The following is a 14,896-nucleotide window of genomic DNA, read 5'->3' as shown; positions in this document are numbered from 1 at the left end:
TTATTCCTCCGTGATTTCTTTGCAGTCTTCCGCAAAATAGCGGATGGTCATGTTCTTCCTTTTTGCCTTTGCTATCTCTGCTGCCATGCCGGATGTGATGGTTGTTCCAAATACCCACACTTCTTCGCATTTACTCATCAGCACCATATCCATAAACAACGCAAGATCACGTTCGTTCTTCTCTGACATGAACTGTGGCAGGAGCAGATGTGCTGCCAGTGGTATCGCACCACGGTCTACTGCAAATCGGCTGTAATGCCTGGCTTTCTGTGTGTTGGCTTCGATATCCCCGGAATACGCAGAACAGATGTAGACCAGAGGTCTCCACTTCTTCAGTTCCTTTTCTACATTTCGGACTGCTTCGTGTGCAGTCGGGTCAGCGTAGCCTTCGCTGTTATACTTACTGATTCCCATAGGTCGCTCTCCTTTCGTTAGAAGGTAAAGGTTGGTATGCCTTTCCAAGGGTTATGTATTGAGAGAACACCAAACTCCCAATTTCAGCCTCGGTATTTCAAATTTCTTTTTTCTTCCTTATAAAGGCGAAAATCCCTCTCCTGGTCAGAAACATCATCTGCCCGGAAGAGGGATTTTATTTTTTATGAAATTGGGAGTTTTGACTGCCGCCAGTACATAGCTGTTGTCAAGGGAACAGGCAAAAACAAAATTTCAAAAAGTTTTATTGAAATTGGGATTTATGCCGGATTCCATTACATAGCTCTCAGGAAGGACAAAGAACCTTTCGGAAATGGAGGTGCTGCAGATGCAGAAAGCGATGTGTGTAAACACAAAACCCTTGGAAGATGAAGCCCTGGATGAGGAACTCATCGATACGCTGATTGCCATCAGTGTCGTGTCCAAGCGGATTGCAACAAAACTCAGAAAAATAAAAGACGAAGGAGACAAACAGAATGAACCACATGAATGAAATTACCCAGCTGCTCGACAACATCATCACCTGTGGAGAAAGCATGGCGAAGATTGGAAAACTCCTCAAAGAGTTCATCCCGGAATTTGCCGATGCCATTCCTCAGAAGACCAAGGCAGAACAGATTGCCAAACCCGATGCTGCTCCTGCTGCATTGCCGGAGAAAAAGGAAGAACCCGCTGCTAAGACTTATGCTTTCGCAGATGTCAGAAAAGCATTCTCCGCAAAATCCCATGAAGGCTATACCGACCAGGTAAAAGCACTCATCACCAAATATGGTGCAGAGAAGTTATCCGAAGTAAAGGAAACTGACTATCCGGCACTGATGGCTGACCTGGAGGTGATTGGATGAGCAAACATGCCTATCTCTCGCCATCCGCATCGCACCGATGGCTGAACTGTCCGCCCAGTGCAAAACTGTGTGCCGCAGTACCAGAGCAGTCCAGTTCCTATGCACAGCAGGGGACAGATGCCCACAGCTTGTGTGCTTACCTTGTAGAAAAGGAACTCGGCCGTGAAAGCACTGACCCGACAGAGAACCTGGAATATTACGATTCCGAAATGCAGTCCTGTGCCGAAGGCTATGCAGCCTTTGTTATGGAGGAATATGAAAAGGCAAAACAGACCTGTCCTGACACCGATGTTCTGATTGAACAGAAGGTGGACTTCTCCAAATGGGTGGAAGGTGGTACCGGAACAGCCGACTGTATCCTTCTTTCCGATGGAACGGCGGAGGTCATTGACTACAAGCATGGTCTTGGAATCATGGTCAGCTCTGAATCAGAAGAATTTGGTGGCAATCCACAGTTGATGTGCTACTGCCTGGGAGTTCTTGAAATGTTCGATGGCATTTATGATATCGACACCATCAAGATGGCAATCTTCCAGCCCCGCCGGGAAAACGTCAGCATCTATACCATGAGCAAGTCTGACCTTATCAAATGGGCAGATGAAGTTCTTGCTCCCACTGCTCTTCTGGCAATGGAAGGCAAAGGCGATTTTAATGCCGGAAGCCACTGCCAGTTCTGCAAAGTAAAAGCCACCTGCAGGAAACGAGCTGAATACAATCTGGAACTTGCAAAGTACGATTTCGAGATGCCTGCCACACTGGAGGAACACGAAATTGATGCCATCCTCATGAAAGTGGACCAGCTGACTTCCTGGGCATCCGATGTAAAGGAATACGCACTGAACCAGGCTCTGCAAGGCACTGACTACGGTCACTTCAAAGTGGTCGAAGGCCGCAGCAACCGCAAATACACAAACGAGGACGATGTCGCAAAGACTGTCACCGAAGCCGGATACGATCCATATGAGAAATCCATTCTCGGTATCACGGCAATGTCCAAACTCCTCGGCAAGAAGAAGTTCGATGAGCTGCTTGGCAGCCTCACCTTCAAACCGCCGGGAAAACCAACACTTGTTTCAAAGTCGGACAAACGTCCGGTTATGAAAAATACAGCACAAGAAGATTTCAAAGAATAAGGAGAAAAATATCATGACAAAGTTTACGAATCCAACCAAAGTTATCACAGGCCCTACTACTATTTTCAGCTACCTCAACTGCTGGGATGCCAAAGCCATCCAGGGAGGTACACCTAAGTTTTCTGTTTCCCTCATCATTCCGAAGTCCGATACCAAGACTATCGACAAGATCAATGCAGCAGTTCAGGCTGCCTATGAAGAGGGTCAGTCCAAACTGAAAGGCAACGGCAAGTCCGTACCTGCACTTTCCACTCTTAAGACTCCTCTGCGTGACGGCGATATGGAACGTCCGGACGATGAGGCTTACAAGAACAGCTACTTCATCAATGCCAATTCCGGCACTGCACCTGGTGTGGTTGATGCCGACCGTAACCCGATCATCGACCGTTCTGAAATGTACTCTGGTGTAAAAGGCCGTGCATCCATCAACCTTTACGCTTACAACGTGAATGGCAACCGTGGGATTGCGTGTGGCTTGAATAACCTTCAGAAGATTTCTGATGGCACACCTCTTGGCGGCAAGTCCCGTGCAGAGGATGACTTCGCAACCGAGGACGAAGAGGACTTCCTGGACTAATCACATAAACCATATCGGGGCGGCGGCGTAACACCGCTGCCCCACATTTGAAAAGGAGACAAAATATGGAAACATTCTTTAATTATGAAACAATGAAACACACCCTGGTACTCACCGCATATATGCTTTTGATTATGTTTGACTGTTGGTGGATCAGTTATCTGGTATGCACCTTCGTAAAATGGGTGGTAACGAAAAGCAAAAGATTGATTGCGAAGATCAAAAAGAAAGACGAAAGCAAGGAGGAAACTACCAATGAGTAAGATTTATACATCAGAACAGGTATCCCGTGGCCATGTAGATAAAATCTGTGACCAGATTGCAGATGCCATCGTAACTGACTGCCTGGCACATGATAAGGACAGCCGTGTTGCTGTTGAATGCCTTATCAAGAACAGCACCGTTATCATTGCAGGAGAAATTACCAGTTCCTATGAACCGGATTATGCCACCCTGGTATATGAGGTGCTTGACCGTATCGGCATCGACAAACTTGGCTACGACTGCATCGATGTCAGAGGAATGATTACGTCGCAGTCTGCCGACATTGCACTTGGTGTCGATAAGGGCGGTGCCGGAGATCAAGGCATCATGTTCGGCTATGCCACAAACGAAACACCGGAGCTGCTGCCGATTCCTTTTGCAGTGGCCACCCGCTTCATCGAGCATCTCGAATCGTTGAACTGCCCTATGCTCCTGGCAGATGCCAAGGCGCAGGTGTCCTACGATTATGACAGTGGACGCATCACTACCTTCCTCTGTTCTGTACAGCATAGGGAAGAAACCACCGTGGAAGAAATCCGCTCCATCATCGAACCTTTGATGGCATTGACTGCTGCGGAATATGGTCTGAATACAGACTTTGAGAAGCTCATCAATCCTACTGGCAGATTCGTCATCGGCGGTTCAAAAGCCGACTGCGGTGTCACCGGAAGAAAACTCGCCTGTGATACCTATGGTGGTATCGGCAGAATCGGCGGCGGTGCATTATCCGGTAAGGACCCATCCAAGGTTGACCGCTCGGCTGCCTACATGGCCCGAAAAATTGCCATCGACCTCGTAAAAGCCGGGTACTGTGACAAATGCGAAGTGCAGATTGGTTATGCCATCGGTAAGGCTGATCCGGTATCCGTTGTGGTGGAAACCTTCGGAACGAGTGCTGTATGCAGTCCTGTTCTCCAGAAATACATCCACGACAACTATAATCTGACTCCCAAAGGCATCATCGAATATCTGCATCTTTTGGATGTGAATTACAATGACGTATCTGCAGGTGGTCACTTCGGAAAGAAATGGCTGCCGTGGGAAATGGACGATGAAATGGCAAATGACCTGTATGGTAATGAAGAATAACTGAAACTTCCGGGGTGTGGATGTTACTGTCCCGCCCCGGTTTTTTGATTGGAGGCAAACATGGAAAAAGAAATATGGAAAGACATTCCCGGCTATGAAGGTAGGTATCAAGCGAGTAACCAAGGCCGCATCAAAAGTCTGGAACGTAAAGTAAGAAGTATCAATTGGTACACAAATAAACCCTTTTTACGAACTGTTCCTGAACGAATTCTAAAACCTGGACGTTTTTGTAAATCAGGACATCTTTCAGTTGTACTACGCAAGGGTGCGGCAGGCAGTCCCGTTCACCAATTGATATTGAGAACATTTATAGGCGAGCCACCAGACAATATGGAGGTCTTGCATAATAATGGTGATCCAACGGATAACCGATTGTGTAATCTACGATATGGATCAAGAACCGATAATATCCTCGATGTTTACAGACAAGGTAAGAAATGGAGAAAATTAGATATTGAGGATGTTCAGGAAATACGCTTTGCACTCTCATGCGGATATTCAGGAGTTGAATTATCAAAAATGTATGGTGTATCCCAAACTATAATAAGTGGAATAAAATGCGGGAGGATTTATACATGGTTAAAATAATGTCTTTATCTCTGGATTTAGAAACATATAGCGATGTTGACCTTAAGAAAAGCGGTGTCTATCGCTATGCGGAATCACCGAATTTTGAAATCCTGTTGTTCGCATATTCTGTTGATAACGGTCCTGTCATCGTGGTCGATATTGCACAGGGGGAGTGTGTGCCAGATGATATCCTTGCGGCACTCTCCGATGATACAATAACCAAATGGGCATATAATTCTCAATTTGAACGAGTCTGCCTGTCCTACTGGCTGAAAAAGAATTATCCAGAACACTTCTACAGTTACAGCATCCCGGAAGATACGGTCAGCAATTATCTCGACCCGGCATCCTGGAAATGCTCTCGCATCTGGGGTGCCTACATGGGACTGCCACTCAGCCTGGAAGGTATCGGTGCTGTGCTGAAGCTGTCCGACCAGAAGATGAAAGAAGGCAAAGACCTCATCAAATACTTCTGTACTCCTTGCAAAGCCACAAAAGTAAACGGTGGCCGCACCAGAAATCTGCCGAAGCATGACCTAGAAAAATGGGCAACCTTCAAATCCTATAATAAGCGTGATGTGGAAGTGGAACTTGCTATCAAAGAACGACTGACCAAATACCCCGTGCCGGACTTCATCTGGGAGGAATATCATCTCGACCAGGAAATCAATGACCGTGGAATCGGTGTTGATATGCAGCTTGTAGCCAATGCCATTGATATCGATGCGAAGACCAAGCAGGCACTCCTTCATCAGATGCAAAAGAAAACTGGACTGGAAAACCCAAACAGTGTACAGCAGATGAAGACTTGGCTTTCTGAACGTGGCATTGAGACGGAGTCCCTAGATAAAAAGGCTGTGAAGGGTCTGCTCCCGGATGCTGATAAAGATGTAGCCGAAGTCCTCTCCTGCCGCCAGCAGCTTGCCAAATCATCGGTAAGCAAATATGCCGCCATGTCTAATATGGTATGTGCCGACAGCCGTGCCAGGGGATGCTTCATGTTCTATGGTGCCAACCGCTCCGGCAGATGGGCCGGCCGTGGCATTCAGCTGCAGAACCTTCCGCAAAATCACATGGACGATCTGGAGGAAGCCCGCAACCTGGTGCGTGACGGAAACTTCGATGCCTTGGAACTTCTCTATGACAATGTGCCGGAAGTCCTCTCAGAACTGATCCGCACGGCATTCGTGCCAAAGCCTGGATACAAATACATTGTCAGCGACTTCTCAGCTATTGAAGCCAGGGTGCTTTCATTCCTTGCCGGAGAACAGTGGCGTATGGAAGTATTCAAAGAGGGGAAAGACATCTACTGTGCCAGTGCCAGTCAGATGTTCAAAGTTCCCGTGGAAAAGCATGGTATCAATGGGCATCTCCGTCAGAAGGGAAAGATTGCAGAACTCGCACTCGGCTACGGCGGCTCGGTCGGTGCCTTAAAATCAATGGGTGCCCTTGATATGGGATTGGAAGAATCAGAATTACAGCCATTGGTAGACGCATGGCGGACTTCCAACCAGTGCATCACTAGCTTCTGGTGGGCGATAGATGCTGCTGTCAAGCAGGCAGTAATCTATAAGACAAGCACCGAAACACACGGTTTTCATATCTACTACCAGGGCGGTATGCTCTTTATCGATCTTCCATCCGGCAGACGGCTCTGCTATGTAAAGCCTCGCATGGGCGTTAACCAATTCGGTTCAGACAGTGTTACCTATGAAGGTATCAACACAGGGAAGTGGACTCGTATTGAAAGTTATGGCCCCAAATTCGTGGAGAACATCGTTCAGGCGGTCAGCCGTGACATCCTGGCTTATGCGATGCGGACACTCTCCCATTGCCAGATAGTTGGCCATGTCCATGATGAACTTATTATTGAGTGCAGTCCTGGGGTATCCCTGGAAGAACTCTGTAAACAAATGGGACGGACTCCACCGTGGATAAATGGTTTGCTCCTGCGGGCAGACGGATATGAATGCAGCTTTTATAAAAAAGATTAAAAAATGGCACTGCCCGGATGCGTCCTTCCAGGTAGTGCCATTCATATTATCTATACATTTTTACGATTTCATCAAGCAACTTGTATGCCTCTGCTCTGTATTCTTCTTCATATTGATTTTTGTAACCCTTGAGGTCACTTACGTTGATATTTGCAAGTCCTCCGCGAAGAATACTTTGAGCCTGCTGCTGTAACAGATTTGCCGGATTGCGGGACAGCTTCATTCTTCCATAGAATTCCTCTCCCTTAACCCCTGTGTGCATGAGCAATACTGCATACCCGACCTTCGCTGATTTATCAATCAGTGTCTGCATCAATTCAACAAAAGTCTTCAGAGTTTCCTTCATATCTTCCTCTTCCATCACGGTATCTTCCACAGATGGGGTTCTGCCAAGTTCCAATTCATAATCATCCATCAAGCCGTCCATTGATACTGAATTAGGTACATCATAATGACCCAGGGCTTCGTTCTGTACCAGATTGAATGCTGACTTTGCATCCTTCTCCCACGCCTGTGGTACTGCCTTATAAATGACCTTGAAATTTCTGCCACCCATCTTCACGGTCTTAATGCATTCTGTGTTTGTGCAGTTTTCTGCATCTCCATCCGTGTACTCGAAGGGAATCATCACCTCATCCGGTCTGATTGCCTCTCCATTGTAATTCGCTGTAAAACCTTTTTTGACCTTCTTTGTCATGTTTTCCACCTTTCTGACCGCTTGGTCTGAAGGCAGAAAACTGACAAATACCAGTGGGGCAATACCCCTTGACCGAAAATGAACGCACAAAGTCAGGGGTACCAATCCCACTCCTCACTAAAGCCTGTTGGCTATCATGATTTGTGGTATGTAGTATCCTGCCTTCGGACGTCACTCCGGCCGTATACAATTTTTTTTGAGTGTTTGGCACTCAGATGGAAACACAGATACTATGCTTCCATCTCGGTGTCGAACTTTGATAATTTATTTCTCTGATATTTGTTTCTATCTATTACTTCTCCGTTTTGATTTTGTTTTTTGATAAAATTCTCAAATGCTGGTAGAAAAATAATTGGGTTAAGTGTTTTTGAAAAAAAAAGAGTCAAAGAGCAACGATTATCGTTACTCTTTGACTCCTCTTAGTCGTTATCGGATACCACTTTATCCGACCTTCTTTTTCTTTTTTTGCACTTCATAAACAATCCATTCGCCATTTTTATCTTGCTTGACTTCTGCATTGTTACCACGGGCAGAGATACTCTTTACCTCTGCAACCATTTTTGAATCTTTATCATCCATCCAATACCCTCCTCATCGGTCTTTCATCTTAAAGAAATCCGCCAAATTTGTTGTTTTAGCTTTTTTCTCAATATCTTGACATACTTCTGGATTTGCTATTAAAAACTCATAGATTCGCTGATACCAGATAGTGTATTCTGATGCAATCGAATCATGTTCACAAGCATCATCTGCACTTTCTGCTTCAAATACCTCCTTCGCCATTGCATATGTTTCAATATTATGCCTTACACGTTCCTTAGCATTTTCAGCAAACAATTCCAGCATCTGGTTCAAAATTTCAAAATAATCGTTTTGAGTGCAGACTGAGTCCAACAACTCTTCCACCGTTTTTCCATGAACATCAATACGATTTTTCTTACCTTTCAATCCATAAAAACGCCTTCCATTCCCGTTGTTTACAATAACATCACCAAATCCCACATTAGAATCTAGCGCAAGGGAATTATTACGAAATCGTTCCAGATTGTTTTTCAATTCCAAGGTTTTCTTTGCTGTATTAAAATTAATTGCAGCTGCAACTGTATTCAGCCATTCATCAACAGTTACATCATCAACACCATCCGAAAACTCCGGTTCTCTAATTAATGGCTGCAACTGTGCATATAGCAGAATGGATTTAAGCGAATCGTCAGTGTCAACATTTCCGTTAAACCATTCATAAACTAAATTATCCTCTTCGGCATCATTTACTGCTTCGATCAGTAAGTTTCGGATAATAGGGGCATCACATATTGGTATCATATTTTTAGGAAAATTACCCGAAGCGTCCACAAATTCTTTAGAATTACAGAGAACAAGATGCTTCTGAAGAAACGCATACTTCTTCCTCAATAGACGCTTTTTCGAATTCTCGTACTTCTCCCACCCATAATGTTTGATGATAGAATCGTATACTGTATTGATACTTGTCATATTTGTTGCCTCTTCCATTAGAACAACCTCCTTTTGAAAATCTATGCCTTTATGATATCACATCAATTTTTTCCTATCGAGGAACTCAAATCATGCAAATCAAATCCTCGGGTTATTACACAATTACGCTTTTGTGCGAATGTTTTTCGTAAAAAATATAACTCCTGCTTTATGATCAGCAAGAGTTACATAAGTTGACACTCTTCAAGTCTGATTTTAACTGATTGTTTAGATACATCATAGAAATCGGCCAACTGACAGATTGCTTTCCAGTTATCCTTTCCATATCCAATATTCAACTGTGTCGCAGCCTCAACAAAAGGTGTTTTAGGCATTAATATTCTAGGTGCAATCGCAACAGCCTGGCTTTCCATAATATTTTCTTCCTCTGTTGCATATGGTAATTGCTCTACACCACATTTACAATATTTTGCTTGTCGTGGCAGTGTAAAATGCTGCATCTTAAAATAAAGACGATGCTTGTACCAGTGAACACATTCATGTGCTATAGTATTATTCCGACAACCTATATTCGTTTTCTTAACCGCCTCTGGATCTATCAGAACCGTTTTCCTTTTAAAGATCTTCGAGTCATACAGTCCTTCTTCTGGATCATATATCTCAACTGACCCTTCTGAAAAAATTGTCATTCCGTAAATATCTAATTCCTCGGAAAGACACACGTACTGAATGTCAAGACCAAGTTCCTCTTTAGCAATACGTTCAATTGGAACTGGCGTTGGTTTGACAAGTGCCTCCGGATAATATAATCCCAAAAAATCCTCTGCAACCTTATCATATTCGGATGCAGGAATATATGGAATCAAGTTGCTCATATTATAGTCCATCAGTTGCCTCCGTTTCGTTTGTCAATAATCTGGTTTACCTCCTGCCAGAAGTCATCTCCAAGACCACCATTCTTTGCTCTTCGTAAAGCAACTCTTGCACTTGGAATATTTTCATCCATAATGTACTCTGGTAAATCTGGGGACACCTGGCTTCTCTCTCTTCCTGCCAAATCGAACATTTCATTACGTTCATTCTCGTCTAAATCTAAAGATACAGCTAATGCATCTAATCCTTCTTTGTCCGGCGGATTGCGGCGTCCTTTAATAATATCTGAAAGATATGTTACTGAAACTCCAAGTTTTTCTGCTATTGGTTTTAATTTTACGTCTTTCTCAATTCTCTTTCGAGCGATATATGCTCCAAATTCTCCTGCCATGATTATTCCTCCTTACGCTTTTACGCTTTATTGCGTACTTTTATTATATTACGCAAATGTGCGAATGTCAATGTTATTATAGAAATTTCTTCAAAAAAATAAAGTCTCATCTTTTGATTTTAGGCATTGCAAAATCAAGTCTTTTATGGTAAGATATACGCTGTACGATTATGATTGAGAGAGGAGTTTATGTATGCCTAAGCACGGAGGAAAAAGAGAGGGATCCGGACGAACACCGCTTCCTGAAGACCAGAAAAAAATGGCAACTACAATTTATATCACTCCTACCCAGCATGATGAAATTGAGCAATATGCCCAGGGAAACAGTTTCTCTGAAAAATGTATAGACCTAATTAGCGCACAAATAGATCGGCGAAAACGCACTGCTAATAAGGAAGTTAAATTCATCGATTTATTCGCAGGTCTGGGCGGCATACGTCTTGGCTTTGAAACAGCATTCAAAAAGCATGGTTTCGACCCCAAATGCGTATTTAGTAGTGAAATAAAAGATTATGCCATCAAAGCATATAAAAAGTATTATAACGAAGAAAGTGTTGCAGGAGATATTACCCAAGTAAAAGCCAAAGACATTCCAGATTTTGACTTTCTTCTAGCAGGTTTCCCTTGCCAACCATTCTCGGCAGCCGGACTTGGGCTTGGTTTCGAGGATACACGAGGTACCTTATTTTTTGAAATAGAGCGTATTTTAGAGGAAAAGAAGCCATATGGTTTTCTTTTGGAAAATGTTGAAGGTTTAGTCAATCATGATGGAGGACGAACCTTAAAGATTATCGTTACCCACCTTCAGAAACTTGGATACTATGTATCTTACCGTTTAATTGACAGTCAATATCATGGACTTGCACAATCCAGAAAACGTGTGTACATTGTTGGTACCAGAGAAGTTCATATCTCCCTCGACAACTTTGCAGAGAAGCGTGTTGTATTAGGTGATATTTTGGAACACAACTTGCCAACTGTAGATTCACCTTTCACTCAAAAATTGTTTGCCCACTTTACACCGGAACAAGTAATCGGTAAGGCAATCAAAGATAAGCGCGGCGGCGAGGATAATATCCATAGTTGGGAACTTGGTCTTAAAGGTGAGACAACAGAGGAACAGGCTGCTTTTTTAAACCTCTTATTAAGAGAGCGCCGTAAACGCCACTGGGCAGAAGACATCGGCATAGATTGGATGGATGGAATGCCTCTGACAGTGAAACAAATTTCAACCTTCTTCGAACATAAGGATCTCAAAAAGTTTTTAGATGAACTAGTAAAAATGGGATATTTAACTTTAGAATACCCACGAAAGCTCAATGAAAAAAAGAGACGTGTTCCGGATGAAAGTAAACCAAAAGGATACAATATTGTTGCTGGTAAATTATCCTTTGAATTTACTAAAATTCTAAATCCAGATGATCTTGCTCCCACACTGGTTGCAATGGATGTCTCCCATCTAGGCATTGTTGATAATGGTGGCCTTCGCCGCTTATCTATTAGAGAGGGGCAACGCTTATGTGGATTCCCAGAGGATTATGATTTATCATTCTTAAAAGAAAGTGAAGCCTTTGACCTATTAGGCAATACTGTCTGCGTCCCGGTAATTGAGGCAATAGCAGAACGATTAGCTGATATGTATAGCAACTAATACTTTTATAATACAGGGTATAGTTTATAAGACTATGCCCTGTATTTTTATATTCTTTGTATTTTATAAGAAGCTGCATTTACTAGCCAATGTTCATCCGAAAAAATAACCTCATATGGATTTTGAATGTATTCCGGCTGATATCCCGGCTCACCTATTCTATTATAATCAACTAGGCACAAAAAGTATTTATCGCCTTTAATTTGAGCCACATCACTCTCATTTTCAGACCAGTAGAAATGCGGACTTCCAATATAGCATTTCACCTCAATGAAACGATCATATACCTGACTTTGTTCACCTTGGAAAGAAACGATATCATACCCCGCAGCTACATCAAAATCTGATATCCGTTTGATTTTAGTAACTTTGCCTGGCAGTCTGTTACGTTCTAAATTCAAGACATACTCTTCGGCTTCCAAACCACGTCTGCTCTGGTCTTCCTGCCGCTTTAATAATTGTTCTAATGTGAATTTCTTTCTTCTTGAGCGAATCTGTGCTGTGAAATCATTTTCGTAATAATCAGAAACACATATTTCCCCATGTTCCTCTTTATCTAATGCCCCTGCAACTGTCATGAAATTTCTTATAGCTGCGTATGCCAAAGGAAAAGCCGAACGTTTTATACTAAGGTGTCCTTTTTCTGCATCAAAACCAGTCGCATCTGCATCAAATATACCATCCTCAATCAAATGCTTCATACAAAGTTTCACGAGTTCCTTTAAAATATGTTCCCGTTCTTTTTCCGACAAATCATTTAGCATTTCAGAAGGAATCACATTTTCTTCGCTCGTTTCCACCAAACCTAAATATTCTAAAAACGCAACAGCTCCTGGACAGTTGACGGATATTCCATTCTCCAGTGCACACCGATTGCGGATCTCAGTTCTGCTGATTTTTTCCTTTTTCGTAATGATCGAGATGAGAAACAGCAGACCATCAATATTACCTATAGAATTACATCTTCTTAGTTCTATTAACATATTCTGCTATCAAGGCCTTAATATCATCATCTCCGGTCTCCAAATCAGCATTGTCAAACAGCGGAATTGGCATACTTTCAATAATTTCTCGAAGCCTTCTCTCCTTTGCATTTAATCTCTCATTGATGACACTATCGACAGAATCTTCCGACAAAAGATAATAATAATTGGTTTCCACACCTGGCTTTAATCCATAACGATGAATTCTATCTTTGGATTGAATAAAGTGGGCCGCATTAAAACTTCTCTCTATATAAATGGCATTATGACAAACCTTATGGAGCGATATAGATTCAGATACGGCAAATGGATTGGCAATAATTACATTGAAGGAAGAATCCGGTTTATGAAACTCTTCAATAATTTTTTCACGAGTTTCAACTTCATCGTCATCATCATCACCAGTAGCTACCGGGGTTGCACCATACAGCGTCTTGCATGAAATTCCACATGAGTTGAGATACTCTTCAAAATCCAGAATATTTTTGACATAAATTGCCCATACAACAACCTTGCCCCCGTTAGAAATGATACCTTCAATTATCTCCTTTGCCTTTACAAATTTAGCTGGTGTTTCTGTCGCTGAATACTGTAAAATATCGTGTATCAAAGAAGTGTCTTCTGTAACGACATCTGCATCAAAATCTTCAAAAGATGCAAAATTTCTTAACGGTACACTAAGTAAATTAGGATTGGTTGCAGCTTGCATCATTCGTAATAATCGAGCTTTAACAAGATCCTGTCTAAAACTACTATCCCTATTACTCACGATATCACTCATATATTTCTTTTCGATAACATCATATATTCTTCGTTGAGTTTCGCCCATAGGCACAATAATAGGCTCATGCTCTGTTGCAGGCGGAATTCCAAGATCACTCTTTCTGACTCTTATAAAGAACGGCTCGATAGCATGAAGCAATGTATCTACACGTGCATCCGACTCCGCTTTGCTCATATCTTTGAGCTGATATACTTCAAAAGGAATTACTTTCTTGGTCGGCCAGATAAATTTGTAGAGGTTGTAAAGATCCTCGTATCCATTAGGTGCCGGTGTACCTGTCAAAACAACTCGCGCTGAACAATAACTTGCAATATCCAGCACTCCATTTGCAGTAATACCGCCATTCGTATTCTTTATCTTGTGTGCCTCATCTAAAACAACCATAACTTGGTTGTTTTTCAGGAAGTATATTAATTCTTCACGCAGTGATGGTACAGAAGCATACGATAGTAATGTGATTTTCGCAGGGTCAAGTGAATAAAGATACTGCTTTTTGTCCTCAACAGACACCTTTCCATTCAATCGCTTAGTCGATGGCTTTTGACCAAAACACTCTTCATATTCCAATTCCCACGGACCAAAAGCACTCAGTGGGGAAATAATCAAAAGTTTATCGACATATTTCTTATCGTCTTTTGGGAGACTTGATAAATACGCAAACGCACCATAAACAACACTAGTCTTTCCCGCACCTGGTACGGAAAAATTACAGGCATTTTGTGAAAAAGCAAGGTGATACGCGGATAAAAGCTGCAACTCATATAAACTTCGATTTGACAAGTTTTCACTGACCGAATTAACAAAATCGGTAAAATCTTTTTTATCGCAGTGATTATCCCTGATTAGTCTTGCTTTTTCCGCAAATTCTAAAAACTTCTCCTCTTCTAAAGCGTAGTTATTTACAGCTTCAGAAACACGCCCTGAGAAGACAAGTTCTGCTGATATGTATTCACATATCTTTTTAACACGATCGATGCATTTGTTGATATCATCACAAGTTTCTATGATTATACTATCATCGATCAAGCTAAATTGTAGATTGTCTTTCAGGTAACGCGATGCCCGTCTATTGCTGAAGATAGATGCTATGTCCCCAGTCACGGTAAAAATTGTACTATTTTCATTTGATTCAAGACATAGTTTCTTCATACAGTGGCG

General features: G+C 42.5%; 17 protein-coding genes. 9 read left to right on the top strand and 8 right to left on the bottom strand.

Features of this window, described 5'->3' with window-relative positions; translation table 11 throughout:
• Nucleotides 1-414, bottom strand: a complete 414-nt coding sequence (locus AC0THY_RS11645; protein ID WP_489990770.1) for a DUF7768 domain-containing protein — start codon at nucleotides 412-414, stop codon at nucleotides 1-3.
• Between the two features lie 346 nt (nucleotides 415-760).
• Here AC0THY_RS11645 and AC0THY_RS11640 point away from each other — a divergent pair, with 346 nt between their 5' ends.
• The 8 genes from AC0THY_RS11640 to AC0THY_RS11605 all read left to right on the top strand — a co-directional run bounded on the left by AC0THY_RS11640 (nucleotide 761) and on the right by AC0THY_RS11605 (nucleotide 6,904).
• Nucleotides 761-925, top strand: a complete 165-nt coding sequence (locus AC0THY_RS11640; RefSeq protein WP_489990769.1) for a hypothetical protein — start codon at nucleotides 761-763, stop codon at nucleotides 923-925.
• Nucleotides 909-1,277 carry a hypothetical protein gene (locus AC0THY_RS11635; protein WP_489990768.1) on the top strand — a complete coding sequence of 123 codons (369 nt, stop codon included), beginning with the start codon at nucleotides 909-911 and terminating at the stop codon, nucleotides 1,275-1,277. Before AC0THY_RS11640 ends, AC0THY_RS11635 begins: the two co-directional genes overlap by 17 nt.
• A complete protein-coding gene (locus AC0THY_RS11630; protein WP_489990767.1) occupies nucleotides 1,274-2,410 on the top strand; it encodes a DUF2800 domain-containing protein in 1,137 nt (378 codons plus the stop codon). Before AC0THY_RS11635 ends, AC0THY_RS11630 begins: the two co-directional genes overlap by 4 nt.
• Nucleotides 2,411-2,423: 13 nt before the next feature.
• Nucleotides 2,424-2,987, top strand: a complete 564-nt coding sequence (locus tag AC0THY_RS11625; RefSeq protein ID WP_489990766.1) for a DUF2815 family protein — start codon at nucleotides 2,424-2,426, stop codon at nucleotides 2,985-2,987.
• 65 nt (nucleotides 2,988-3,052) lie between these two features.
• Complete coding sequence (locus AC0THY_RS11620; protein ID WP_489990765.1) at nucleotides 3,053-3,250, top strand: hypothetical protein; 198 nt, start codon at nucleotides 3,053-3,055, stop codon at nucleotides 3,248-3,250.
• Nucleotides 3,198-4,340 carry a methionine adenosyltransferase gene (metK, locus tag AC0THY_RS11615; protein WP_489990764.1) on the top strand — a complete coding sequence of 381 codons (1,143 nt, stop codon included), beginning with the start codon at nucleotides 3,198-3,200 and terminating at the stop codon, nucleotides 4,338-4,340. Before AC0THY_RS11620 ends, metK begins: the two co-directional genes overlap by 53 nt.
• A gap of 60 nt (nucleotides 4,341-4,400) precedes the next feature.
• Nucleotides 4,401-4,928, top strand: coding sequence for an NUMOD4 motif-containing HNH endonuclease (locus AC0THY_RS11610; protein WP_489990763.1), 528 nt, complete (start codon nucleotides 4,401-4,403; stop codon nucleotides 4,926-4,928).
• On the top strand, nucleotides 4,925-6,904 hold the full coding sequence (locus tag AC0THY_RS11605; RefSeq protein WP_489994188.1) for a DNA polymerase: 1,980 nt from the start codon (nucleotides 4,925-4,927) through the stop codon (nucleotides 6,902-6,904). Before AC0THY_RS11610 ends, AC0THY_RS11605 begins: the two co-directional genes overlap by 4 nt.
• Before the next feature lie 46 nt (nucleotides 6,905-6,950).
• On the opposite strand, the gene AC0THY_RS11600 is transcribed toward AC0THY_RS11605, so the two are convergent.
• From AC0THY_RS11600 to AC0THY_RS11580, 5 genes are all read right to left on the bottom strand, one after another.
• Nucleotides 6,951-7,601: a hypothetical protein gene (locus AC0THY_RS11600; RefSeq protein WP_489990762.1), complete on the bottom strand. Its 651-nt coding sequence runs from the start codon at nucleotides 7,599-7,601 to the stop codon at nucleotides 6,951-6,953.
• A 441-nt stretch (nucleotides 7,602-8,042) separates the two neighbouring features.
• On the bottom strand, nucleotides 8,043-8,180 hold the full coding sequence (locus tag AC0THY_RS11595; protein WP_489990761.1) for a hypothetical protein: 138 nt from the start codon (nucleotides 8,178-8,180) through the stop codon (nucleotides 8,043-8,045).
• 12 nt (nucleotides 8,181-8,192) lie between these two features.
• Nucleotides 8,193-9,113: a hypothetical protein gene (locus tag AC0THY_RS11590; RefSeq protein ID WP_489990760.1), complete on the bottom strand. Its 921-nt coding sequence runs from the start codon at nucleotides 9,111-9,113 to the stop codon at nucleotides 8,193-8,195.
• Between the two features lie 167 nt (nucleotides 9,114-9,280).
• Nucleotides 9,281-9,943, bottom strand: coding sequence for an ImmA/IrrE family metallo-endopeptidase (locus AC0THY_RS11585; RefSeq protein WP_489990759.1), 663 nt, complete (start codon nucleotides 9,941-9,943; stop codon nucleotides 9,281-9,283).
• Complete coding sequence (locus tag AC0THY_RS11580) at nucleotides 9,943-10,320, bottom strand: helix-turn-helix domain-containing protein (protein ID WP_489990758.1); 378 nt, start codon at nucleotides 10,318-10,320, stop codon at nucleotides 9,943-9,945. Before AC0THY_RS11580 ends, AC0THY_RS11585 begins: the two co-directional genes overlap by 1 nt.
• A 193-nt stretch (nucleotides 10,321-10,513) precedes the next feature.
• Between AC0THY_RS11580 and dcm the strand changes: the two genes are divergently transcribed.
• Nucleotides 10,514-11,971, top strand: a complete 1,458-nt coding sequence (dcm, locus tag AC0THY_RS11575; RefSeq protein WP_489990757.1) for a DNA (cytosine-5-)-methyltransferase — start codon at nucleotides 10,514-10,516, stop codon at nucleotides 11,969-11,971.
• Between the two features lie 47 nt (nucleotides 11,972-12,018).
• Here the strand turns inward: dcm and AC0THY_RS11570 are convergent, their stop codons facing one another.
• A complete protein-coding gene (locus AC0THY_RS11570) occupies nucleotides 12,019-12,954 on the bottom strand; it encodes a protein NO VEIN domain-containing protein (RefSeq protein WP_489990756.1) in 936 nt (311 codons plus the stop codon).
• Nucleotides 12,929-14,887, bottom strand: coding sequence for a DEAD/DEAH box helicase (locus tag AC0THY_RS11565; protein ID WP_489990755.1), 1,959 nt, complete (start codon nucleotides 14,885-14,887; stop codon nucleotides 12,929-12,931). The genes AC0THY_RS11570 and AC0THY_RS11565 overlap by 26 nt, the downstream gene beginning before the upstream one ends.
• Nucleotides 14,888-14,896: the final 9 nt, after the last annotated feature.

The sequence above is a fragment of the Ruminococcus sp. 8Y-12 genome (assembly GCF_058119865.1).
Note: the sequence above shows the minus strand (reverse complement) of the source record. Positions and strands in the feature narration are given on the sequence as shown.

Excerpts from the sequence above, each read along its gene's own strand:
- AC0THY_RS11645 (WP_489990770.1), bottom strand. The coding sequence starts at position 414 with ATGGGAATCAGTAAGTATAACAGCGAAGGCTACGCTGACCCGACTGCA.
- AC0THY_RS11640 (WP_489990769.1), top strand. The coding sequence starts at position 761 with ATGCAGAAAGCGATGTGTGTAAACACAAAACCCTTGGAAGATGAAGCC.
- AC0THY_RS11635 (WP_489990768.1), top strand. The coding sequence starts at position 909 with ATGAACCACATGAATGAAATTACCCAGCTGCTCGACAACATCATCACC.
- AC0THY_RS11630 (WP_489990767.1), top strand. The coding sequence starts at position 1,274 with ATGAGCAAACATGCCTATCTCTCGCCATCCGCATCGCACCGATGGCTG.
- AC0THY_RS11625 (WP_489990766.1), top strand. The coding sequence starts at position 2,424 with ATGACAAAGTTTACGAATCCAACCAAAGTTATCACAGGCCCTACTACT.
- AC0THY_RS11620 (WP_489990765.1), top strand. The coding sequence starts at position 3,053 with ATGGAAACATTCTTTAATTATGAAACAATGAAACACACCCTGGTACTC.
- AC0THY_RS11610 (WP_489990763.1), top strand. The coding sequence starts at position 4,401 with ATGGAAAAAGAAATATGGAAAGACATTCCCGGCTATGAAGGTAGGTAT.
- AC0THY_RS11600 (WP_489990762.1), bottom strand. The coding sequence starts at position 7,601 with ATGACAAAGAAGGTCAAAAAAGGTTTTACAGCGAATTACAATGGAGAG.
- AC0THY_RS11595 (WP_489990761.1), bottom strand. The coding sequence starts at position 8,180 with ATGGATGATAAAGATTCAAAAATGGTTGCAGAGGTAAAGAGTATCTCT.
- AC0THY_RS11590 (WP_489990760.1), bottom strand. The coding sequence starts at position 9,113 with ATGGAAGAGGCAACAAATATGACAAGTATCAATACAGTATACGATTCT.
- AC0THY_RS11585 (WP_489990759.1), bottom strand. The coding sequence starts at position 9,943 with ATGGACTATAATATGAGCAACTTGATTCCATATATTCCTGCATCCGAA.
- AC0THY_RS11580 (WP_489990758.1), bottom strand. The coding sequence starts at position 10,320 with ATGGCAGGAGAATTTGGAGCATATATCGCTCGAAAGAGAATTGAGAAA.
- dcm (WP_489990757.1), top strand. The coding sequence starts at position 10,514 with ATGCCTAAGCACGGAGGAAAAAGAGAGGGATCCGGACGAACACCGCTT.
- AC0THY_RS11570 (WP_489990756.1), bottom strand. The coding sequence starts at position 12,954 with ATGTTAATAGAACTAAGAAGATGTAATTCTATAGGTAATATTGATGGT.
- AC0THY_RS11565 (WP_489990755.1), bottom strand. The coding sequence starts at position 14,887 with ATGAAGAAACTATGTCTTGAATCAAATGAAAATAGTACAATTTTTACC.